Origin of the sequence: Pseudomonas sp. K5002, from assembly GCF_013386655.1 — a bacterium.
GTDB lineage: Bacteria > Pseudomonadota > Gammaproteobacteria > Pseudomonadales > Pseudomonadaceae > Aquipseudomonas.
Window position 1 is genome coordinate 40,230 of the sequence record NZ_JACARK010000040.1, and the last position, 18,478, is coordinate 58,707.

The following is an 18,478-nucleotide window of genomic DNA, read 5'->3' on the forward strand; positions in this document are numbered from 1 at the left end:
AAGTTAGATTCCGTCTCACGCCTGTCTTACATCAGGCCAACTTGAGCAGACAGGTTCCGCAGGCCCTCGCAATGTTCAATTTCCCCACCTCGGCAGGACTGTTTGCAGCATCCACCAACGCTTGAACGTCAGGGCTTGCACCGTAGCGGCGGACAACACCGACGAACTCCTCGACGTCGTGGCCCTGCAGCTTGATCTTCGGTGCACCGTCTTGGGTGAATGCTGGTTGACCGTACTTATCGGTCGCATGAGCCAGGTGATACAGCTCGTGTTCCAGGAGCGCGCAGAACTCAAGGTCGCTGCACTGGGCGCAGTAGTCGGCCGCCAGGGTGATGATGAAGGCCGGCACGTCGCCGAACCAATCACGCATCTGTTGTTCCATCCGGGCTTTCTGCCAACCGCCGGCACGGAACGCTACCTGTTCGGCCTGCCCCAGGACTGTCCTTCCCTGCTTCTCGAAGCTCGACGAGGCCCACATGATCCGGATGTCTGCATCCAGCAGGTGGGCATGGTCTTCGTTATGGATGCTTCCGGTATCGGCGAGGATCTCGGCCTGGAGCCAATCCCACACTTCAGGCGCCGGGGTCAGTCGGATACCGAAGCCGGAAAACTCGGCCAGCTCAAGCAGTGACTTGGGCGGGTATGGCCTTTCCATCTGATGCTCCTTGCTGACTTCCAGGCCTGTCGGCTTCAGGGCTTAATCCAGCGCCGCCACTAGTCCGAAGCCGATGAAAGTCATCAATAGCGACCCCACAACATGTGTGAGCACCGTAGCAGCAGCCCAGCCGAATCTACCTTCTTGCAGCATGAATACGATCTCAGCGGAGAACGTTGAAAAAGTAGTCAGCCCGCCACAGAAGCCCGTGGTCACTAGCAATCGCCACGCAGGATCGAGATCTGGCATTTTGATAAAAAACGCCATGGCACACCCTATGATGAGCCCGCCAATCAGGTTAACGAGGAGCGTACCCAGCGGCATATTTGGAAACGCACCATTGAATTTCAAGGCAAGCGCCCACCGAAGCACACAGCCGAAGCTGCCACCAATGATTACCGCGAAGAGAGACTTGTACATTCGAGACTTCCAAAGAGATCTGAGAATCCCTATGGAAAGACAGGCGACAGCCTACGCACCCTCCATAGGGTTTGCGTAGGCATCATCAGCCAAAAGGCGGTTATGAGGAGGAATGCCATCTCCTGAATGAATCATATGACAACCGGCATTAAGGCTCAATACTGCCAATATTTGTCTTCCAGTTGGCTGCTTAGTCGTCACGCAGTCACCCGCTGAAGCCGCTCCTCGATGATCCTCTGCACCACTGGCTCGCTCAGGATCGACGAAGGTATGTTGCCGGCGGTCATACCCCGCTCCACTGCCGCGCCACGATTTGGCGCATTAGAAAACGTGGCGCGAACTACTTGCCCCGCCGCTCGACACCACCAGGCGCTTTGTCACAGTGCAGGCAGTGTTCGCAGTTCAACGTCCGGCACAGCCAGACCTTCACCCGTTGCCAATACGTGACCATAAAAATGTGTCGGGCACCGGCCAAAGCCAAAGCTACATGCAGCGTCAGGCCGGCACTGGTCGGCCCGAAGAAGATATTCTGGCTGCGAGCCATAACGACAAAACCGCTGATGGCGATGGCCGAGTAGATCAGCTTGCCGAGAATGCCGTCCCTCACCTTCCCGCTCAGTACGCACCAGGCCGCCCACAGCGCGATAAGGCCGCAGGCGATGGAGTTGATCAGTTCAAGATTCATGGTGGATTGCCTCCCCCGAACCGCTGGCGGATAAGCGCCCAGAGGTCAGCGGATTTAATGGCTCGATTGATGGCTGCTAGGAGCGAACCGCCGAAGGCACCCAGCAGGAAGCCGATGCCGGCGACGATCTTCGGCTCAGTAACGCCCAGGTAGGTACTGACCATGCTCGTCAGGTAGATCGAGCAGGCCATGCCAGTGATGAGGAAGATCATCCAGGCACGCCAGTCGTTCAAGTCGTCCTTGTGCCACCAGCTGGCGATCACGGCACCAACAAGGCCCGCAATCAGTAATTCGAACCTGTCGATCTTGTCGAGCAGGCGCTGTAGATACTCCATGCGCTCGACTCCGTGGGGCATGAAAAAGAAAAAAGCCCGCGCAGTGGCGGGCTGTTAGTTGAGTGCTATTGTCGAGGGAGGTACGCGGAGCGAACAATCCAGACCCAATAAGGCAAGGAATCCTATGAAAGCCAGCGAATTGATCAATCTACTCAACGAATCGATAAAAGAGCATGGAGACCATGCTGTTTGCACCTGGTCTCCTTTTGAATCAAGCGACGTACGACCAGTGTCTTACCTGCGGCGCATGCACGCGCATGGAGAAGACGTGTCCGTGATTGATTGCCATCGAAATTGGCCTAGCAAAACGGGCGAACCTTCCGGCGATGGCCGCGACAATGCTTAAAGCTAAATGAGGGACAAAAAAAGCCCGGATCGCATTTCCGGGCTTTTCGCTTAGATTCGTTCTTGAAATCGGAGCTCAATTACTCATGGACTCACCTAGAGAAAGTGATCTCCAAATCGTCTAGGTTGCCACTGATTTCGACTGACCACTCATCACACTCGTCTGCAAGTTTGCACAGAAAAATTTCGAAGGCTTCGGACGACATCGTAGAGCTTGCCTCAACGGTTACCGACGCTCGGATAACAAAATGATGAAATCCACCTCCCAGTAGAGGACGCGGCGGTAGGCGCCTCTCGACCTGCCCCATGAGTTCGGCGGCGATGCTTTGTGCAGAAACTTCCATGACCAGAGTCCCTTCAAGCACATACAAAAAAGCCCGACTCTTTGGCCGGGCTTAATTATCAATCCCTAACGCGCAAGATCGACAGGATGGGTAAATAATCTCTCACTTTCTCACTCAGTGCAATGGCTTTTTGCTACGCAGCGCAACTTTCGATTAACCCCTCTGCATCGAGCAGTTCCTGAGCGGCTGTCAGCGCCTCGTTCACCTGGTCATCCAGCGTCTTGCGGATCCCTGAGCGCCACCGGTACCGAGTTGATTCCGGCTTCCCGTCGTTATCCCAGTTGGTGATGTCGTACCAGGCAGCCGGCAGGACTGCGGCGGAGCGCTTGCCCTCGGTACCAGCAACCTGCGGAATGGCCCAGGTCAGCACGGCACATTCCCGGAAGCGTTTCGGCGCCGGCGTCTTCACCGAATTGAGCAATTCCAAAATGGCGCCGTGTTTGCGCTCTTGGTGCGTCGAGTACTTCGCCACGAGCGCCCGCCAGTGCGCCGGCGTCAACGCCTTGTGCAGCCGGCCGAACACCCAGCAGTCTTGGAGAAATGCCGCCTCCTTGCCGACGATCTCTCCCTTCTGCTTGTCGCACTGCACCTTCGGCTCAAAGTCGCAGCCGCCGGCGGAACTGATGGTCTCGGCCGCGAGGGCTCGAACTACTGCTGAAACAACGTTGCGATAGGTCATGCGGCGGCCCTCCGAGCCAGTTTCTGTTCACACTTTTTGCATCGGTCCCAGTTGCCCGGCTCGAACATCGGCATCTTGTCCGTGCTTACAGTGTCGATGCTGCACAGCGAACGCCAGAAATACGCCCTGCCCTGATTCGTGATCGCAGAAAACTCTTTCTCCTGGTTGAAGTAGTGAGCCTTCCCCGTGATTGGGAACATCGGCTTAAGCCAGCCCTTCGAAGGCCGACTTGCGCCACCGGTCATTTGCGCAACTTGCGTCATGCTGCAGCCCTCTTCAGCTCTCTTGTCTTCGCCCGGTAGTAGGCCTTGATGCCCTTGATCTGCTCGACGGAGTACTTGCGCACGCTCTGGTCTGCTTCCAGGGCGTCGACGGCCTCCTGGCCGATGCGTGCGATCAGGCCGATCCGGTAATCCACGGCATTGCCCGAGAGAAACCGGTTGTCCTGCTTACTCTGGGCGTGGCAGTTACGTTCATCGAAACGCAGGTGCGGCGCGGAGCCAACGCTGCGGTAGTGACCGGCATCGACTGCGTTGCCGCTCCAGTCCAACGGCTTGCCGCTGGAGATACAGAGGTGGCCGGCGGCCTGGTCCCGGGTGCGGACGTACTCGTTGAACGCCTGCTGAGCCTCACGCACGTGTTCGCCGCGGCTCTTCAGCTTCTCCTTACGGACCTTGATCTCGCGGCGCTCAACCTGGGCCAGCGACTTGCGCGCCTTCGCCTGATTAACTTCCTTGATGGCCAGGCCGCACTTCGGGCTGCATACGGCCTGCCCCAGTCGCTGCGGCGGGAAGCTGATGCCGCATGCCGGGTTCTTGCACTTCTTCGGTTTGGGTTGCTTGGCGATCATGCAGCCTCCTTGCTGAGTAGATCAGTGAAAACCACACCTTGGCCTGTGAAATAGGCGGCAATGCGATCGGTGTAATTTATGCCCTGGGCACGGTTGAACAGGCTGGTCACCGGGAAGCCGTCAGGGCCGAACAAATGGCACTCGCCCATCATGGCCAGCTTTGTTTCGTAGGGCAGATGGCGCATGACGCGATACCACTCTGCCTGGAACCCGGCATCCTCGTTTAGCAGGATCTGTACGCCGAAGTGCAGCTTGCAGTAACGGCGAGCGTCGGCCGCGTCGCCGATCTGGGTCATCTCGGCGATGCGCTTGTACATCCCGAACCACAACCGGTTTTGATCCAGCGTTCGGTCCTTGCCCTCACGCAGGGTCACGACGACATACTTTTTGTCTTTGTACATGGCGCTGATTTTCGTGATGACTTCGGAGAGCTTGGCCTGGCAGTTGACTGAGATTTTGTCGGACATCAGAAACCCTCCTTGCCGCGCTGCGATTCCCACTCAAATGGAATGACGATCACCCCACCCTCTCGCAACCGATCAATGCAGCGCTCGCCTAGTGCGTCCGGCAACGTCTTTGCGTCAAGGTTGGAAACGATCACCGTGGGGCGCATCTGCTCGTAGCGGCCGTTGATGATTGCGAACAGCGTGGTCAGCTCGAAGTCACTTGGCTTCTCCTTGCTGACGCCGATCTCATCCAAGATGAGCAGCGAGGGGCTGATCAGGCTCGACAGGATCTGGCTTTCGCTTTGGTCGCTGGATTGGTCGTAGGTCGCGCGGATGGCCTGCAGTACGGCGCCGATGGTGCGATACACCGCGGTCGCGCTGGACTTGGCCATGATCTCGTTGGCGATAGCCACGGACAGGTGCGTCTTGCCGGTACCGGGCTTGCCCAGCAACAACAGGCAGCGGCCCGTCTCGGCGATCTGCGCGAACTCAGCGGCATACCGGCGGCAGGTGTTCAGCGCCTTGCGTTGCTCGGTGGTGGTGGCGACGTAGCCATCCAGAGTCTTGCTGGCGAAGCGCTTGGGAATCAGCGCGGCACCGAGCTTGCGCTCCATGGCCATGCGGAGCTCCATCGCCCTGTTGGCCAGTTCTGCAGCTTCGGCCTTCTCGCGGATGATCCGACCGCACTCAGGGCAACCGCTTTTCAGCTCCTTGCCCAGCACCGGAAAAATCTTCTGGTCGTAGTGCCCGTGGGTCTCGCATTCGGCGGGCTGGATGCGGGTGCCCGGCGGGAGTTCTGGGCTTTGCTGGACGGGCTCAGATCGCATAGGAACCGTCCTCACGCTGAATCAGGCCATCGGTGTAGTTGCGGTCAGCAAAACCGGTGTGACGAGACTGAGGGGCCGGCACCGGTGCGGATTCAGCGAGACGCTTGATCACCCAGGAAGCCTTGAAACCCTGCCAACCGGAATTCAGCGCTTCGGTGATTGCATCGTCTGCGGTGATCCCGGCCTCGGCGCACTTGGCCAGTTCGGTGTTCACGGTCGCCCAGACGGTGGCGGTCACTGCGGCGCGCTTGGCTTTGCGCTGTGTCAGCCAGTCGGCCAGCAGTTGCTCAGGGACGTTGTGAGGGTTGTCGGCCAACAACTGCGCCATGCCGAACGGAGTCTTGCGATCAGGCTTCGGAGGTTCGGCCGGCTCTTGGGGCGGATTAATCTCTTTCGTAGAAAGAGTTAATAGGGGTTCTTTCTTTGTATAAAGAAAGGAGTGAGCAGTTTTGGTCTCACTCGCAGGCGGTCTCAGTGAGACGATATTGTCTGAGTGAGACGTTTTGGTCTCAGTGAGACTCGGTTGTTTTTCTTCGAAGAAAGACCACTCGCGGACAGGCGCGATGCCGATATCCCCACGGCTCCCACCAACGCGAAAAATGATCCGGCGCTCAAGGAGGTGGCTGATCGCCTTCGACGTGACGTCACGGCGCAAGTTGGTCTGTTTGCCGATATCGTCGGCAGTCAGGCGTTTGGTTTCCAGTTGATAGCCGATGGTCTGGCGTGCAATGGCCATGAGCACGCGCAGCTCACGCGCTGGCAGGTCAACCGTAGCCAATGCCTCCATAAGGCTATTGTCCATACGGGTGAATCCCCGAGGGTTGTGTAACGCAACAATGTTTGGCATGATTTCTCTCGCATAAAGCTGTTGAAGAAGCCGACCTCGTACGTCGGCTTTTTTGTGTCTGAAATTCAGGCTGCCTTCACCGACGCATCCATCACGTCCAGGCTCTGCCGAACGTGATTGATCTCTTGGCGGATCAGGCTCTTTTCGAAAGAGCTGACGTGGTTGTCGTCCAGCGCTTCGTGCACCGCGATCGTCAGGTCGGCAACTTCCTTACCTACGTTGATCAGCGACTTGGTGAGCGCTTGCGGCTCCGGCGCCGACTTCGATACCAAGTCAAAGCCGAACTCATTGGCCAGGGCCATCAACGGGCGCATGTCGCCGGTGTGCAGTAGGATCCCGAACAGATGCTCCACGGTCAGGTGATGAGCCTCGTTGTCAGGGTTGGCGCGCTGAAGCAGGCCGACATGCGCAACACCCATCTTTGCCGCCAGTACCTTTGCCTCGTTGTCCAGAACAGCGCTCTGGCAGGCCCGCAGAAAATCTTCCATTCGTAAAACCTCAACTTTGTTTCCGTGGCGCCCTGCCAGTGGGTAGGCGAAACTTTGTTCCTGGATCGACAGACAGGGATGTCACGCCGCGGATTGAGCCACCTTCTGGCGCATGCATAGCTCGCGGGCTGTGATTTTTCCACCGGTCAACTCTTCTGCCTTGAAAGCCTTTTCGGCGCGCATCGGATGAATCCCGGCAACCCAGTACGAAACTGCGGCTTGAGAAACGTCGAGCGCTAAAGCGGTTTTGGTTTGCCCGCCGAAGAAGTCGACGAGCCTTTCGATAGGGGTCATAAGAGCGCCCTCCTGATAAGCCTGCTTATATCCTATTTAGAAGGACACTTATTTGCAAGCCGATAAGGGAACTTATAAATTTCAGCTGATGAGCACACTCGCCGAACGAATCAAAACCGCACGCAACCACGCCAAGCTGACGCAGAAGGCGCTCGCCTTAAAAGTGGGTGTTGAGCAACCGGTAATCTCCCAGTTGGAGACCGGAAAGAACCTTCAAAGTGCACATCTACCGAAGATCGCCCATGTGTGTGGTGTGAACGCTATTTGGCTCTCCGAAAATACCGGACCAATGACAGGTGTGAGCGCTGCCGAGTCAAATATCTCTATCGCCGCCCAGCCCACCAAATCATTCCGCTACCCGGTAATTAGCTGGGTCGCCGCCGGCGCCTGGGCGGAGGCTGTTGAGCCCTACCCGGCCGGATTTTCGGACAGTTATGAGTTCTCGGAGTACGACTCCAAGGGCACAGCGTTCTGGCTGAAGGTGAAAGGTGACTCGATGACGGCGCCCGCCGGCCAGAGCATCACCGAAGGCACGCTGATCCTGGTGGACACAGAGGCTGAAGTTGCACCAGGTAAGCTTGTCGTGGCAAAGCTGCCGGACAGCAATGAAGCGACATTCAAAAAGCTGGTCAGCGACGGTGGCCGGCTGTTCCTGAAACCGCTGAACCCGAGCTACCCTATCGAGGCCGTCGACGAGCACTGCCGGATCGTGGGCGTGGTTGTGCAGGCGCTGCAAAAGTTTTACTAAGCAGGGATAGCAACCCGGGCGAGGTCATCTGCCGCGGCGGCGATTTGTGATCGCCCTTAGCAGAGCAATTAATGCCAGACCCACAATGGAGCTGAAAATGAAGTACAGGATGTTTGCCCTCTTTGCGCTTGCATGTGCCCCGGCATTCGCCGTCGACCTGCCGCTATCCGTGCCATCTGACTCAAAGGCCAAGTACACGGTTCTCCAGAAGGGGGCATCGGGCAACAACCGTACAATCACGACCAAGCGCGAAGGGTCAAGCGGAGTCAGTTACTCGAAACGCCTCTACAACTGTTCAGAGAGTACTGTTAAGTACTTGGGCAGTGGCGACACAATGGAACAGATGAAGGCTTCAAAACCAGATCCGGGCATGGCTCCAATTGTCCCTGGATCCATCGCCTATTACGTTGGCGCTGAAGCCTGTAGATAGATGGCCTCAGCCTGAGCCTTGGAGACCTCCATGTCCCTCACCAAACCCAACCAGCAACTACGTCGCGACCTGAAGGCGATCGCCTCAAACCTTGAAGAGTCCTGTATTGACCTGGGCAAGCTGGCAGAGAAGCTCAGCGATGCCGACGCCATCGCCTTAATGGGACTGGTGGGCACGCTCTATGAGGAAGCAGACAGGCTGTCGGGGTATGCGGATGAGGTGAAGGCTGGGCAAATAATCCGGAGCAAACCCGAGTAGGCGCGTGGTCTTACGCGGCAACCCAAGTCGAATTACTGCGAGCTGAGAAGCGCTCGTATACACAAGGGAATGTGGTAATGAACGCCTATCGGATCGCGACTCTAATCGTCGCCCCGCTTTTTATCTCCGGCTGCTACAGCACGCCAAAAGAAAAAACTGATTACGAAAAACAGATCGACGCAGTACCGATGCCTGTAACGGAAGCTGAACGGGTTGAGCAGTGTCGTAACTTCAAGCAAAGCGCGGATTACCAGCATATTGTGGACCTTTTGCAGTACTCACAGCGATCCAAGCTCGGCGCCTCGGATTATGAATTTACAGAGTCTCGAGCGCTTTTGCGTCGCCTCAGAGCAATGAAGTGCCCTGGGTATGGCTGGTTTTCCTGATGCTGCTGCCCAGCGTGAGCCAATGACTGCATGGCGAGAGCAGAGTTTCTGGAGCAAGGTTGGAGTCATTGCTTGCCTGGCTTTCCTTATGATGCTCCCCGGCTATTCCGACGTCGCTGGACTGGGCGGAGGCTCATACGGTCGCAAGCGGGTCTTCAGCCCTGGCTTCGTTGCACTCTGTGTTTTCGTGGCTGTATTCGAGCTAATAGCGCTGAACCACTTCTACGGCAGCAAATGAGGTGAAGTCGGGAAGGATTGTGAGGAGCAAACACGCGCCATCTGGCGAGAGGCGATCTTGATGATCGCCTCTGCTCAACGCGACGCCTTCAAGTCCTGGTCCGTTATCGCGGTCCGCTACCAGGACCACCGCCAGGGCCCCCACCAGGTCCACCGCCTTGGCCGTGACCACCGTGACCACCATCGCCACCACCTCCTGGCGGCATGAAAATCCAGCATCCGGACAGAGAAGACAGCAGAGCAACAACTGCTGCAACCTTGACCAATCGATTTAAAGTCATAACTACGCTCTCTATTCAGGAACAGTTGATTCGCGTGATTTATGACAGCTGGAGAATGGGTTACGTCATATTTTCCGTGTAGCGACTTGGTAAGCTTTTTGTTGCAAACGACAAGGACCGATCGCAGAAGCCAGCCGATCGCGAGCTTTCTGCTTTTGCGACATCCTTTTCACCTGGCATTTACAGCACCGGGACCAAACTCCCCCTACTCCTTTGAAGAATTCCCTTTAGGCCCGCCCATAAGCGGGCTTTTTTTGCCTGTCAAAAATGCCTCCTTAAAAATATGCATTTATGCATGAAACTTCCCGTCGCCCTCTTGCCAAGATATGTCAGCGCCAATACTGTGTATACATACAGCAAACGCAAGGAGCGAAGCATGATCCAGGCCCCCTACCCCACACCAAAACCGAGAAATTCCTACGAGCTTGTTGGCCGCCGCTTACAGGGCTTGATCGCCTCTCCTCGAGTACAGCGGATTCAGTTGGTCGAAGTATCCAGACGCGAAGACGAAAGCCCTGAAGCCTGGCACCAGGTTATTCAAGACATCGGCGACACCGCCGGGATAAGGATCGAGCATTTGGATGACGGCGCCGTAAGGATCGGATGGCGCGAGTACTGCGATTCCTAAATGAGCCCGCCAGTGAGCGGGCTTTTTATCGCTCGCAAGAAAATATATAAGCCTGCTTATTGACTGGAAAAATAAGCTGCCTTATATTTCAACTCAAGCCAGCAACGAACATCGCCGGCCAGCAGCGAAAGTTGCACCGCTCTTTAGCGATACCCCTTGCCGGATCACCACCGGCCCAGATTCAAAGGCAGCGATGAACCGGCCTAAACGGTTCAGAGGGTTGGCAACTGACCCGGGCGTGCAGCGTAAAGCGCCAAGAACAGTTATCCAGCGGGAGAACAAGCCGAAAGGCCCGCGGCTGGGAGAACATTTGATTTAGGCCGATGACCGACGCCAGTAGCGGGTCACGGCCAGCTCCAAAAGATTTGAATTAGCGATCCCGATAGCCTCGGCTGGGAACGCCGGACCTCATGCACCCTGCCCCACTCAGCCAGGGCATTCAGAGCTGTAGTGTGCATGTTGTAAGGACCTGTGATCCACGGCGAACAGATGCTGTTTGACGCTGTGAGTAGGAAGCTCGAAGCCCACACCGAAGACGACCGGCCAGCCCTGCAATCAGCAGCGGGCAACGGGCCACACCGCTGACGCAACAAACCCAGGCCGTCGCCAGTAGCGGGCCTGGGCCCCTTCCCCACCTCTATTACGTCAGCACTCCTCCCCCGCGCCCAGCGGCAACCAGCGGGAGGCATGAGTGTTGACGAATACAGGTGAACAACCCGCCACCTTGGAGGCGACCATGAACGCAGCATTGAAGATTTGCCAGGAGCGTTACGACGCTCAGTTGCCTCCAGAGGTCAGCGAGAGCGACGAGGTGACGGACTGGCTTGAGCATTCGGCGGAGCGCCTGGTGTGCGGCGTAGACATCAAGTGGAAGCGCCGCTACGGCCAGCCGCAGGTCGTGACGTTCGACCGTTTCTGCACTGTTCTGCAAGGCCACCTGAACCAGCGCCAGATCGACGGCCTGGACCAGCGTGATTCGTTTGCCCGCCTGCTGCTGTCGGCAATGCTCGGCAGCCAGAGCGATGCCCGGGCCCACGCTGCAGACCTGCTGGGCCAGCAACGCCCTATTGAGGCGGTCGAGAAGATTGCCGTGGCGCTGCTGAGACCGTATGCCGAAGACGCTGTAGCGGCGGAACGGGAAGAGCGCGAAGACGACGTGGATGCTGATGTATGAGCCCGCACATCCTGATCGATGAGGCACTTGAATGCCTTGAGCACCCTGCCAGCGAGCCGGGCGCCCAGGTGGTCGTGCAACGAATGATCACGAACATGCTCACCGGCAACGTGATCACCGTCGAAGAATTCAACCACTACTGCCAGCGCCTGCTGAAAATCACCAGGCACCGCAAGGAGGCTGCATGACCACGCCTATCGTGAAAACGCTGATCGACGAGCAAATCGAAGAGCTACCCGCCGACCGCATGATCCTGGCCTTCACCCACACCAAATGGCTGGGCGCCCTGTCGCTGGCACATGACGCTGGCATCCCCAATGTTCACGCCTGGAGCGGCCGGGCCTGCATGTGCGGTGAGTGGACTGTCGCTTATGAGGTGAAGGCATGAAGCTCAGAAGGTTCGACGCAACTGACACCGCGCGCATTCGCGCAGCGCAGAGCAAACGTAACAATCGAATCGAGCGCAACTACCGTAACGAAGCCTCTCAGGGGCGGGAGCCCGAGGGTTTGCAGCGGATCGGCAAAGTTTGGAAAGCAGAGTGCAGGTCGTGCGGGAATGACTACGTGTTCGACTGCGATGCGCGTGAGTTTCACCCCGATTACAGCTACTGCGGCGGTAGCGAGCGGTGCATACCATGACGACCCGCCAAGCCATCCGCCTGACCTCGGCCATCGTCGGCCTGACCTTCATCGCAGTTGTATTCCTGGGCCCCGCCATCGGCGGCCTGATCACCCAATAACCAACACCTTCAATCGCTGCGAGCATCGCGGCAAGGATCCCCCATGTCCGCAGTAATGAAGCAGGACGACAACACGCCTGCGATGTCGGAGGCCGCGCTCGTTGAAGTGCTGAGCAGCAGCCTCTATCCCGGCGCAGAAAAGAACTCTGTAGTGATGGTGTTGGCTTACTGCCAGGCCGCGCACTTGGACCCAATGTTGAAGCCGGTGCACATCGTTCCGATCTGGAACTCCAAGACGAAAAAGATGCAGGACACGGTGATGCCTGGCATCGGCCTGTACCGCATCCAGGCGGCGCGCACCGGCCAGTACGCTGGAATCGGCGAGCCTGAATATGGCCCTCCAGTAACCGCGAAGCTGAGCGGCGTCGAAGTCACGTATCCCGAATGGTGCCGCGTAACGGTCAAGCGGCAGATGAGCAACGGCCTGGTTGCCGAATACACGGCCAATGAACGCTGGCTCGAAAACTACGCGACGTCGAGCAAGGACACCGCGGCGCCCAACGCCATGTGGAAGCGCCGGGCATTTGCCCAGCTCGCCAAATGCGCCGAGGCCCAGGCCCTGCGCAAAGCATTCCCTGAAGTCGGATCGGCGCCAACGGCCGATGAGATGGAAGGCAAGGCATTCGAGGAGCCGGCGCGCGATGTCAGCCCTCGACAGCACGTTCAATCTGAACCGGAAGCGCTACCCGCCTACTCCGACGACCTGCTGACCGAGAACATCGTGAAGTGGCAGCCACTGATCGACTCGAACCGTACCAGCCCTGAACACCTCATTGCGACCATCAGCAGCAAGTACACGCTGAGCCCGGCGCAGATTGAAAAAATCACCAACCTCAAAGCCCTCGATGGAGATACCGCATGAAAATTCACAACGTAGCTCAAGGCTCTGCCGAGTGGCTTGCCCTCCGCGCCCAGTTCCGCACCGCCTCCGAAGCCCCAGCAATGATGGGCGCCTCGAAGTACCAAACCCGGACCGATCTGCTGGCGGCTAAAAAGACCGGCATCACGCCGGACGTCACGCCCTCTCAGCAGTTTATCTTCGACAAAGGCCACGCAACCGAAGCTTTGGCCCGCCCACTGGCTGAAGCGCTGGTCGGCGAAGAGCTGTATCCGATCGTTGCCACCGAGGGCTACTTGCTGGCCTCCATGGACGGCGCCACGATGCTCGGCGAGACCCTGTTCGAGCACAAGCTGTGGAATGAGTCGGTCGTGGCCCAGGTGAAAGCCGGCGACCTGGCTCCGCACTACTACTGGCAGCTTGAACAGCAACTGCTGGTGAGCGGCGCTGAGCGGGTCATCTTTGTTTGCTCGGACGGTACGCCGGAGAACTTCGTGCACATGGAGTACCGGGCTGTCGCCGGGCGCGCGGCCCAGTTGATCCAAGGCTGGAAACAGTTTGAGGCAGACCTGGCCAACTTCGAGATGGCCGACGCACCTTCAATCGTCGTCGGCAAGGCACCTGATGAGCTGCCAGCCCTGCGCATCGAGCTGACCGGCATGGTCACAGCCAGCAACCTGAGGGTGTTTGAAGATTCAGCCCTGGCGGTCATTGACTCGGTGAAAACTACACTCTCCACCGACCAGGACTTCGCCGACGCGAAGAAGGCAGTCAAGTGGTGCGGTGACGTTGAAGAAGCTGTCGCGGCCGCCAAGAAACAGGCCCTGTCGCAGACCCAAAGCATCGACGAGCTGTTTTCCTCGCTGGATCGCATCAGTGCCCATGCCCGCGAGACTCGCCTGAAGGTCGACAAGCTGGTGAAGGCTCAAGAGCTGTTGGTGAAGACCAACATCAAGCAAAAAGCCGAGCTGGCACTGGCGGATCACATCGCCGCAATCAACAAGACGCTGGGCAACGTCACACTGCCTCATGTCGTTTCGGACTTCGCCGGCTCCATGAAGAACAAGCGCACCATCGCCAGTCTCCAGGACGCAGTAGATACCGAGCTGGCCCGGGCAAAGATCGATGCAAGCCAAGCAGCGGACAGCATTCGCTTGAACCTGACCAGCCTGGCGGAGCTCGCCGTTGATTACGCCTTCCTGTTCAGCGACGTGCAGCAGCTGGTCACCAAAGCCAACGATGACCTGGTGACGCTGATCAAATTCCGAATCACCGAACACCAGAAGGCGGAGAAGGAAAAGGCCGACGCGAAGCGCATCGCTGAAGAACAGGAAGCCCAGCGCCTGGCGGCCATCAAGCCAGAGCCGGTCGTGGAGAAGGTGGCGACACCAGAGCCTGTCCGCACCGCTCCGGTCCAGGCGACCGTCGGCCAGGCCACAAAGCCTGTGGCGAGCCACACCGTGGAGCAGGTAGCGCTGCAGGCCAACGTGACAGACTTCGAGGCCCTGGTGAAAGCCGTGGCATATGGTCAGGCGCCGATCACCGTCCTCTTGGTCAACTGGGAAGCGCTCGACGCGATGGTTGCGGCGCAGGGATCCACCTTCAGCATGGCCGGGGTGACGCTGGCCAAGGCGGCAGCATGATCAGCAACAACCTCAGCCTGGTCGAGGTACTACGGCCGGCCTCGGATGAACTGGCGGCCCAGGTTGCCCAGTTCCTGGCCGGCGGCCAGATCGAAGAAGCGGCACCCATCGGCTACAAGCCCAAGCCGATCACCTACAGTAACCAGATGCCGCCGGCGCCGAAGCCGTTTGTTCGCCGGCGGGTTGAGGCGACTCCCCTGCCCCTGCACTCGAAAGATATTCGCCAGCAGGAACGCGACGAGCTCGCCGAGCGTATTCGCGAACTGGGCGCCACGCACACGCAGACGGAAGCATCGGTAGCCCTGGGCCTGAGCCGGCGCACCCTCTACAGCTTTGCCAAAGAGTACGGCATCAGCTTCAAGAAGCCGACCCGGGGCGGTGCCAATGGCGCAGTCCGAAGCGAGCAGGTTCAGGCCCGCGACGCGAAGTACGCCGAGCGGATTCGCGCCTTCCTGGAGCTGGGAATCACCCGGCGCCAGTGCTGCGGCAAACTGGCGATCGGCAACAAGGCCTTCGAGCGGATCATCGCCGCCCACGGCATCGACTACCCCAAAGCGCAACGTGGCAGCACTTCATGCGCCGCATAGCCCGCATCCAGCAACGCAAACGTCAAACTTGGCTCGCACTGCCGGCCAGCGGAATAGAAGAGGTAGGCCATGGCCAAGGACAACGCGCAGATCCAGCGGGACAAGCGCGCGAAAGAGAAGGCGCTGCTCGAACGGATTGGCGCCGAGAAGCGAACGCTGATTGTCTCGAAAGCGCTCGATGATGCACTTCAGGTGCTGGGCGAGCGGCACGACTTTGAGGAGTGGCAGGAGACGGTGTCCACCTTCCTGTTAAACTTGGCAGCAGCCCCCGTCGAGGAAACGGCCCGATTCGCAAACATGTCGCGACCTGAAATAGTCGTATCTGAAAAGCAGTCGCGACAGCTGCAAAAATTTGCTGAGACCGGCATGGACACTTGATCAGGAATAGATGATCCCAGGTACGTGCCCATGAATCTTAAGTAGCGAGCTCATCCTTCCCTGAATGGCTTGATCGGTCGACACCGAATCAGCCCACTTATCGACTGCATCCGCCATTTCAATGCAAAACTCATCTACCTGAAGTTGGAGAGTATTGTTGATCTTGTTCCGGTGGATTGAATTCCCGTTACCAGGTGGAAAGATGAAATGAAAATCATCCAAGGCTTTCCTTGCCCGCTGCTGTGTAATGTCGGCTCCGCCTTCGTGCAAATAGCTACACCTAAGGGCGTAGCAATCTTCACCAGTTAGAAATATATGAAGCCCTATGCGTGGCATGTTGCTCGTGTAGCCTGGCTCCATCCAGATTTTGAACCAAGCTGGATAGCGCTTTCCGCTCGGCACGGCTGGATCAACAAGCCGCCCGCAAACATCAGGCATTGTTAAGGCAGCTGACAGCGCCACATACCAATCACCATTCGCGACAGCCGATCTCAAGCTCTCAGTGAAACGCTTCATAGCTTCTCTCCTTGATCCGGCTCCATGCCGGTCACCCGTAATACTCCAACCCAAACCAAATTGCCACCACCGGTCACCGGAGGGCGGCGCCTGACTGGAGATAATCCATGAAAGAGCATGAAAGTACCGCACTCGCCGCCCGGGTCGCGGAAGACCTGGCCAAACACCAATACACTCAACTGGTGAACGAAAACGGCGTCGAGGTTTGGCGCTGCGCACGGCCAGGCAGTAGCTGCTACGGTTTCGACATCTGCGTTACCCGCTTCGGCATGAGCATGATGGGCGATATCGGCCCGCTCGTTTTCCACGTCGGCGCCAGCTACGGCATCAACTTCTTGCGTCATCAGAGCGATGGCTATCTGCATGAGAAGTTGGATGGTGACATCAAGCGTGTGGTGATCGACTTCGACGCGATACGCGACACCGTGTGCGAGTGCGTCGCCGGCCGGATCGATTACGAATTGCCGAGCGATGAAGTGCCTGAATGGATCGCTGATATCCCCAATAAGGGCGCCACCCTGGAGCAGGCTGAACAACTCGTTGAATGGCTGCGAGCGCGCGATGAGGTAGAAGACGAGCGCCTTCCTTTCGCTGACCTGGCCGACGTAGTTGAGGAAGTCGAGACCTTCGCCGATGGCCGCGACAGCGAGGTGGTGCTGGCCTATGACTTCCTGCGCGAACACGAAGAACTGATTGGTGGCAGCGACCTCTGGGAGTCGACGATCAGCAAGCCATGCCCAAGCCTGATGGCTCGCCTGTACTACGTGCGCCACGCCGCAAACGCCATCATGACGATCAAAGAAACCTCCAGCGCCGCCGCCTGATACTGTAGGAAGCTTACGCTAAAGACGCTTATGCTCGATGAGATCTTGAGCGATTTTATTTAGATCGTCATGTGCGGCACGCTCATCAGTCCAGCGGCCTGCAACTTCCTGATAGTACTCGACAGCCTTCGTGCTATCGCCCTCCGGCTGACGAATCGGCCCGAGAAATGCTACTTGTGGCGGACCGTCCTTTTGCGTGCCGAACGTGATCCAGACTTTCGGTTCATTCTCTGGGTAGCCGTAAGAGTCCCAATAAGCCATATCAATTCTCCTTGATCCGGCTCCATGCCGGTCACCCGTAATACCCCAACGGAAACCAATTTGCCGCTACGGGCAAAGCAGGTAGCTCCCGATCAGAACAAATTACCTGGCTGGTTTCATGCTCTTGGCTCGCTCCAAAGCCATTGGCTCAACTTCGGTGAATGCCTGCGCCTCAGATTCCCAGCTCTCTGATGCGTGCTTAAACACTCCGGCAACGCCAGGCGCGCCCGTCGTGGTTACAAACACGGCAGAGGTCGGTTTTCCGTCGACGTAATCATCGAGGGTGATGTTCACCTCGATTTCGCCGACTCGAACAGTTTTTGATTTCCCATCTTTTGCTGTCACAGCCTTCTCCTTGATCCGGCTCCATGNNCATCAGCAGAGTCAGGAAATGCCTTATGGAAATCGTTTGCCAAGGACAGCAAATCGTTTGACTTGGACATATCCGAACCCAAAATTATAGTATTAGTTTCTGCCTGTTCAAAAACCGCTTTGAATTCCGGCGCGGGATTTTTTCCAACTATAAATTTAAAGAAAATCCCGAGAACGTCAAACTCGTGCAGGCAACACCCAGGCCCCTCAATACAGGCGGGAAACCTCAACAACCTGTGAAGATTATAGTTAGTGTTGAGGGTTACAATTAATCGAACGTCTTTGATGGCATCAGTATTGCCAAGAAGATAATCTTTAAATCTACCTTCATACAATCGCCCCAGCGTTCCTTTATGTATGGAAGGATGTGATCCCCAATCCCAAACGTTGGAACGCCAAACAACGCTTGCACCGAAGTAAAACAGACTTTTTAAAATATCCGCTTTGATTTCAACAGGGTTGAAGAGAGAGAAATTTGGGCTTGACTGGGTTGATACACTCGACAAAAGCTGCTCCAACAATGGGAAATGAGTGTGAGTCGCCCACATTTTGGATACTGGCCCTTCCCCTCGCTTAGAGAATAATTGCTCGCACTCTTCACACAACAAATATTTTGTAACTTGGGTATCTGTGAAAAACGATTCACTTAAATGCAAATGAATACGCATCGGACTACCGCCACCCTCTTCTCTGCTGTCCCTGATGTGTCTATAGGCTGATTTTGGAATTAAGTGACTTTTTCTAAGTTCCTTCTCGTTACGACAAAGTGCACAAATCATAACCATCCCCGACAGTTTTTCCATAACGCTCAATATACCGGCGAGGAGCCATCATGCCCATAACTTATGGAAGCGTGTGCAGCGGCATCGAAGCCGCGACCCAGGCCTGGCACCCGCTGGGCATGCGCGCCGCCTGGTTCGCCGAGATTGAGCCGTTCCCCTCGGCGGTCCTGGCCCACCACT

At 57.2% G+C, this 18,478-nt stretch carries 31 protein-coding genes and 1 riboswitch; of the genes, 15 read left to right on the forward strand and 16 right to left on the reverse strand.

Annotated features, from left to right (window positions below; genetic code table 11):
* Positions 1-31: 31 nt before the first annotated feature.
* From HX846_RS02255 to HX846_RS02270, 4 genes are all read right to left on the reverse strand, one after another.
* A complete protein-coding gene (locus tag HX846_RS02255) occupies positions 32-655 on the reverse strand; it encodes a putative metallopeptidase (protein ID WP_178964886.1) in 624 nt (207 codons plus the stop codon).
* Positions 656-697: 42 nt separating this feature from the next.
* Positions 698-1,075 (reverse strand): fluoride efflux transporter CrcB, encoded by a 378-nt coding sequence (crcB, locus tag HX846_RS02260; RefSeq protein WP_122458431.1) that lies wholly within the window; start codon positions 1,073-1,075, stop codon positions 698-700.
* A gap of 69 nt (positions 1,076-1,144) precedes the next feature.
* Positions 1,145-1,207: riboswitch (Fluoride riboswitch) on the reverse strand.
* A 208-nt stretch (positions 1,208-1,415) separates the two neighbouring features.
* A complete protein-coding gene (locus tag HX846_RS02265) occupies positions 1,416-1,760 on the reverse strand; it encodes a hypothetical protein (protein ID WP_177071700.1) in 345 nt (114 codons plus the stop codon).
* The gene (locus tag HX846_RS02270; RefSeq protein ID WP_003218335.1) at positions 1,757-2,095 is read right to left on the reverse strand and encodes a hypothetical protein; all 339 of its coding nucleotides are present in this window, start codon (positions 2,093-2,095) and stop codon (positions 1,757-1,759) included. The genes HX846_RS02265 and HX846_RS02270 overlap by 4 nt, the downstream gene beginning before the upstream one ends.
* Positions 2,096-2,219: 124 nt before the next feature.
* Here HX846_RS02270 and HX846_RS02275 point away from each other — a divergent pair, with 124 nt between their 5' ends.
* Positions 2,220-2,441: a hypothetical protein gene (locus tag HX846_RS02275; RefSeq protein ID WP_152634707.1), complete on the forward strand. Its 222-nt coding sequence runs from the start codon at positions 2,220-2,222 to the stop codon at positions 2,439-2,441.
* Between the two features lie 476 nt (positions 2,442-2,917).
* Here HX846_RS02275 and HX846_RS02280 read toward each other — a convergent pair whose 3' ends face one another.
* From HX846_RS02280 to HX846_RS02315, 8 genes are all read right to left on the reverse strand, one after another.
* A complete protein-coding gene (locus HX846_RS02280; protein WP_178964887.1) occupies positions 2,918-3,463 on the reverse strand; it encodes a hypothetical protein in 546 nt (181 codons plus the stop codon).
* Positions 3,460-3,726 carry a hypothetical protein gene (locus tag HX846_RS02285; protein ID WP_178964888.1) on the reverse strand — a complete coding sequence of 89 codons (267 nt, stop codon included), beginning with the start codon at positions 3,724-3,726 and terminating at the stop codon, positions 3,460-3,462. Before HX846_RS02285 ends, HX846_RS02280 begins: the two co-directional genes overlap by 4 nt.
* The gene (locus HX846_RS02290; RefSeq protein ID WP_178964889.1) at positions 3,723-4,313 is read right to left on the reverse strand and encodes a recombination protein NinG; all 591 of its coding nucleotides are present in this window, start codon (positions 4,311-4,313) and stop codon (positions 3,723-3,725) included. The genes HX846_RS02285 and HX846_RS02290 overlap by 4 nt, the downstream gene beginning before the upstream one ends.
* On the reverse strand, positions 4,310-4,780 hold the full coding sequence (locus tag HX846_RS02295; protein ID WP_178964890.1) for a hypothetical protein: 471 nt from the start codon (positions 4,778-4,780) through the stop codon (positions 4,310-4,312). The genes HX846_RS02290 and HX846_RS02295 overlap by 4 nt, the downstream gene beginning before the upstream one ends.
* On the reverse strand, positions 4,780-5,586 hold the full coding sequence (locus HX846_RS02300) for an ATP-binding protein (protein ID WP_178964891.1): 807 nt from the start codon (positions 5,584-5,586) through the stop codon (positions 4,780-4,782). The genes HX846_RS02295 and HX846_RS02300 overlap by 1 nt, the downstream gene beginning before the upstream one ends.
* On the reverse strand, positions 5,576-6,433 hold the full coding sequence (locus HX846_RS02305; RefSeq protein ID WP_178964892.1) for a replication protein: 858 nt from the start codon (positions 6,431-6,433) through the stop codon (positions 5,576-5,578). The genes HX846_RS02300 and HX846_RS02305 overlap by 11 nt, the downstream gene beginning before the upstream one ends.
* A gap of 65 nt (positions 6,434-6,498) precedes the next feature.
* Entirely contained in the window at positions 6,499-6,921 is a 423-nt protein-coding gene (locus tag HX846_RS02310) for a phage regulatory CII family protein (RefSeq protein WP_178964893.1), read from the reverse strand.
* A gap of 81 nt (positions 6,922-7,002) precedes the next feature.
* Positions 7,003-7,215, reverse strand: a complete 213-nt coding sequence (locus HX846_RS02315; RefSeq protein WP_178964894.1) for a Cro/CI family transcriptional regulator — start codon at positions 7,213-7,215, stop codon at positions 7,003-7,005.
* An 88-nt stretch (positions 7,216-7,303) separates the two neighbouring features.
* Here HX846_RS02315 and HX846_RS02320 point away from each other — a divergent pair, with 88 nt between their 5' ends.
* The 4 genes from HX846_RS02320 to HX846_RS39400 all read left to right on the forward strand — a co-directional run bounded on the left by HX846_RS02320 (position 7,304) and on the right by HX846_RS39400 (position 9,275).
* Positions 7,304-7,963, forward strand: coding sequence for a LexA family transcriptional regulator (locus HX846_RS02320; protein ID WP_178964913.1), 660 nt, complete (start codon positions 7,304-7,306; stop codon positions 7,961-7,963).
* Positions 7,964-8,423: 460 nt separating this feature from the next.
* On the forward strand, positions 8,424-8,651 hold the full coding sequence (locus tag HX846_RS02325; RefSeq protein ID WP_178964895.1) for a hypothetical protein: 228 nt from the start codon (positions 8,424-8,426) through the stop codon (positions 8,649-8,651).
* A gap of 77 nt (positions 8,652-8,728) precedes the next feature.
* Positions 8,729-9,037, forward strand: coding sequence for a hypothetical protein (locus tag HX846_RS02330; protein ID WP_178964896.1), 309 nt, complete (start codon positions 8,729-8,731; stop codon positions 9,035-9,037).
* Between the two features lie 22 nt (positions 9,038-9,059).
* Positions 9,060-9,275, forward strand: coding sequence for a hypothetical protein (locus tag HX846_RS39400; protein ID WP_256739761.1), 216 nt, complete (start codon positions 9,060-9,062; stop codon positions 9,273-9,275).
* On the opposite strand, the gene HX846_RS02335 is transcribed toward HX846_RS39400, so the two are convergent.
* Positions 9,240-9,530: a hypothetical protein gene (locus HX846_RS02335; RefSeq protein WP_178964897.1), complete on the reverse strand. Its 291-nt coding sequence runs from the start codon at positions 9,528-9,530 to the stop codon at positions 9,240-9,242. The genes HX846_RS39400 and HX846_RS02335 overlap by 36 nt on opposite strands.
* Positions 9,531-9,931: 401 nt before the next feature.
* Between HX846_RS02335 and HX846_RS02340 the strand changes: the two genes are divergently transcribed.
* From HX846_RS02340 to HX846_RS02375, 8 genes are all read left to right on the forward strand, one after another.
* On the forward strand, positions 9,932-10,183 hold the full coding sequence (locus HX846_RS02340) for a DUF1654 domain-containing protein (RefSeq protein WP_178964898.1): 252 nt from the start codon (positions 9,932-9,934) through the stop codon (positions 10,181-10,183).
* 736 nt (positions 10,184-10,919) lie between these two features.
* Positions 10,920-11,357, forward strand: a complete 438-nt coding sequence (locus tag HX846_RS02345; protein WP_178964899.1) for a hypothetical protein — start codon at positions 10,920-10,922, stop codon at positions 11,355-11,357.
* A complete protein-coding gene (locus tag HX846_RS02350) occupies positions 11,354-11,545 on the forward strand; it encodes a hypothetical protein (protein ID WP_167665134.1) in 192 nt (63 codons plus the stop codon). Before HX846_RS02345 ends, HX846_RS02350 begins: the two co-directional genes overlap by 4 nt.
* On the forward strand, positions 11,542-11,745 hold the full coding sequence (locus HX846_RS02355) for a hypothetical protein (protein ID WP_178964900.1): 204 nt from the start codon (positions 11,542-11,544) through the stop codon (positions 11,743-11,745). The genes HX846_RS02350 and HX846_RS02355 overlap by 4 nt, the downstream gene beginning before the upstream one ends.
* 407 nt (positions 11,746-12,152) lie before the next feature.
* The gene (gene bet / locus HX846_RS02360) at positions 12,153-12,959 is read left to right on the forward strand and encodes a phage recombination protein Bet (RefSeq protein WP_178964914.1); all 807 of its coding nucleotides are present in this window, start codon (positions 12,153-12,155) and stop codon (positions 12,957-12,959) included.
* Complete coding sequence (locus HX846_RS02365) at positions 12,956-14,578, forward strand: YqaJ viral recombinase family protein (RefSeq protein ID WP_178964901.1); 1,623 nt, start codon at positions 12,956-12,958, stop codon at positions 14,576-14,578. Before bet ends, HX846_RS02365 begins: the two co-directional genes overlap by 4 nt.
* Entirely contained in the window at positions 14,575-15,165 is a 591-nt protein-coding gene (locus HX846_RS02370) for a hypothetical protein (protein ID WP_178964902.1), read from the forward strand. The genes HX846_RS02365 and HX846_RS02370 overlap by 4 nt, the downstream gene beginning before the upstream one ends.
* A 69-nt stretch (positions 15,166-15,234) precedes the next feature.
* A complete protein-coding gene (locus HX846_RS02375; RefSeq protein WP_178964903.1) occupies positions 15,235-15,543 on the forward strand; it encodes a hypothetical protein in 309 nt (102 codons plus the stop codon).
* Here HX846_RS02375 and HX846_RS02380 read toward each other — a convergent pair whose 3' ends face one another.
* Positions 15,544-16,059, reverse strand: a complete 516-nt coding sequence (locus HX846_RS02380) for a hypothetical protein (protein ID WP_178964904.1) — start codon at positions 16,057-16,059, stop codon at positions 15,544-15,546.
* A gap of 107 nt (positions 16,060-16,166) precedes the next feature.
* Between HX846_RS02380 and HX846_RS02385 the strand changes: the two genes are divergently transcribed.
* The gene (locus tag HX846_RS02385) at positions 16,167-16,883 is read left to right on the forward strand and encodes a hypothetical protein (protein ID WP_178964905.1); all 717 of its coding nucleotides are present in this window, start codon (positions 16,167-16,169) and stop codon (positions 16,881-16,883) included.
* Between the two features lie 18 nt (positions 16,884-16,901).
* Here the strand turns inward: HX846_RS02385 and HX846_RS02390 are convergent, their stop codons facing one another.
* The gene (locus HX846_RS02390) at positions 16,902-17,144 is read right to left on the reverse strand and encodes a hypothetical protein (RefSeq protein ID WP_178964906.1); all 243 of its coding nucleotides are present in this window, start codon (positions 17,142-17,144) and stop codon (positions 16,902-16,904) included.
* Between the two features lie 102 nt (positions 17,145-17,246).
* On the reverse strand, positions 17,247-17,489 hold the full coding sequence (locus HX846_RS02395; RefSeq protein ID WP_178964907.1) for a hypothetical protein: 243 nt from the start codon (positions 17,487-17,489) through the stop codon (positions 17,247-17,249).
* An 859-nt stretch (positions 17,490-18,348) separates the two neighbouring features.
* On the opposite strand from HX846_RS02395, the gene HX846_RS39405 reads away from it, so the two are divergent.
* A partial coding sequence (locus tag HX846_RS39405; RefSeq protein WP_178964909.1) for a DNA cytosine methyltransferase occupies positions 18,349-18,478 on the forward strand: 130 nt, incomplete at its 3' end.

What these genes read in the sequence shown, in the direction of transcription:
- HX846_RS02255 (WP_178964886.1), bottom strand. Translation starts at nt 655, where the DNA reads ATGGAAAGGCCATACCCGCCCAAGTCACTGCTTGAGCTGGCCGAGTTT.
- crcB (WP_122458431.1), bottom strand. Translation starts at nt 1,075, where the DNA reads ATGTACAAGTCTCTCTTCGCGGTAATCATTGGTGGCAGCTTCGGCTGT.
- HX846_RS02265 (WP_177071700.1), bottom strand. Translation starts at nt 1,760, where the DNA reads ATGAATCTTGAACTGATCAACTCCATCGCCTGCGGCCTTATCGCGCTG.
- HX846_RS02270 (WP_003218335.1), bottom strand. Translation starts at nt 2,095, where the DNA reads ATGGAGTATCTACAGCGCCTGCTCGACAAGATCGACAGGTTCGAATTA.
- HX846_RS02275 (WP_152634707.1), top strand. Translation starts at nt 2,220, where the DNA reads ATGAAAGCCAGCGAATTGATCAATCTACTCAACGAATCGATAAAAGAG.
- HX846_RS02280 (WP_178964887.1), bottom strand. Translation starts at nt 3,463, where the DNA reads ATGACCTATCGCAACGTTGTTTCAGCAGTAGTTCGAGCCCTCGCGGCC.
- HX846_RS02285 (WP_178964888.1), bottom strand. Translation starts at nt 3,726, where the DNA reads ATGACGCAAGTTGCGCAAATGACCGGTGGCGCAAGTCGGCCTTCGAAG.
- HX846_RS02290 (WP_178964889.1), bottom strand. Translation starts at nt 4,313, where the DNA reads ATGATCGCCAAGCAACCCAAACCGAAGAAGTGCAAGAACCCGGCATGC.
- HX846_RS02295 (WP_178964890.1), bottom strand. Translation starts at nt 4,780, where the DNA reads ATGTCCGACAAAATCTCAGTCAACTGCCAGGCCAAGCTCTCCGAAGTC.
- HX846_RS02300 (WP_178964891.1), bottom strand. Translation starts at nt 5,586, where the DNA reads ATGCGATCTGAGCCCGTCCAGCAAAGCCCAGAACTCCCGCCGGGCACC.
- HX846_RS02305 (WP_178964892.1), bottom strand. Translation starts at nt 6,433, where the DNA reads ATGCCAAACATTGTTGCGTTACACAACCCTCGGGGATTCACCCGTATG.
- HX846_RS02310 (WP_178964893.1), bottom strand. Translation starts at nt 6,921, where the DNA reads ATGGAAGATTTTCTGCGGGCCTGCCAGAGCGCTGTTCTGGACAACGAG.
- HX846_RS02315 (WP_178964894.1), bottom strand. Translation starts at nt 7,215, where the DNA reads ATGACCCCTATCGAAAGGCTCGTCGACTTCTTCGGCGGGCAAACCAAA.
- HX846_RS02320 (WP_178964913.1), top strand. Translation starts at nt 7,304, where the DNA reads ATGAGCACACTCGCCGAACGAATCAAAACCGCACGCAACCACGCCAAG.
- HX846_RS02325 (WP_178964895.1), top strand. Translation starts at nt 8,424, where the DNA reads ATGTCCCTCACCAAACCCAACCAGCAACTACGTCGCGACCTGAAGGCG.
- HX846_RS02330 (WP_178964896.1), top strand. Translation starts at nt 8,729, where the DNA reads ATGAACGCCTATCGGATCGCGACTCTAATCGTCGCCCCGCTTTTTATC.
- HX846_RS39400 (WP_256739761.1), top strand. Translation starts at nt 9,060, where the DNA reads ATGACTGCATGGCGAGAGCAGAGTTTCTGGAGCAAGGTTGGAGTCATT.
- HX846_RS02340 (WP_178964898.1), top strand. Translation starts at nt 9,932, where the DNA reads ATGATCCAGGCCCCCTACCCCACACCAAAACCGAGAAATTCCTACGAG.
- HX846_RS02345 (WP_178964899.1), top strand. Translation starts at nt 10,920, where the DNA reads ATGAACGCAGCATTGAAGATTTGCCAGGAGCGTTACGACGCTCAGTTG.
- HX846_RS02350 (WP_167665134.1), top strand. Translation starts at nt 11,354, where the DNA reads ATGAGCCCGCACATCCTGATCGATGAGGCACTTGAATGCCTTGAGCAC.
- HX846_RS02355 (WP_178964900.1), top strand. Translation starts at nt 11,542, where the DNA reads ATGACCACGCCTATCGTGAAAACGCTGATCGACGAGCAAATCGAAGAG.
- bet (WP_178964914.1), top strand. Translation starts at nt 12,153, where the DNA reads ATGAAGCAGGACGACAACACGCCTGCGATGTCGGAGGCCGCGCTCGTT.
- HX846_RS02365 (WP_178964901.1), top strand. Translation starts at nt 12,956, where the DNA reads ATGAAAATTCACAACGTAGCTCAAGGCTCTGCCGAGTGGCTTGCCCTC.
- HX846_RS02370 (WP_178964902.1), top strand. Translation starts at nt 14,575, where the DNA reads ATGATCAGCAACAACCTCAGCCTGGTCGAGGTACTACGGCCGGCCTCG.
- HX846_RS02375 (WP_178964903.1), top strand. Translation starts at nt 15,235, where the DNA reads ATGGCCAAGGACAACGCGCAGATCCAGCGGGACAAGCGCGCGAAAGAG.
- HX846_RS02380 (WP_178964904.1), bottom strand. Translation starts at nt 16,059, where the DNA reads ATGAAGCGTTTCACTGAGAGCTTGAGATCGGCTGTCGCGAATGGTGAT.
- HX846_RS02385 (WP_178964905.1), top strand. Translation starts at nt 16,167, where the DNA reads ATGAAAGAGCATGAAAGTACCGCACTCGCCGCCCGGGTCGCGGAAGAC.
- HX846_RS02390 (WP_178964906.1), bottom strand. Translation starts at nt 17,144, where the DNA reads ATGGCTTATTGGGACTCTTACGGCTACCCAGAGAATGAACCGAAAGTC.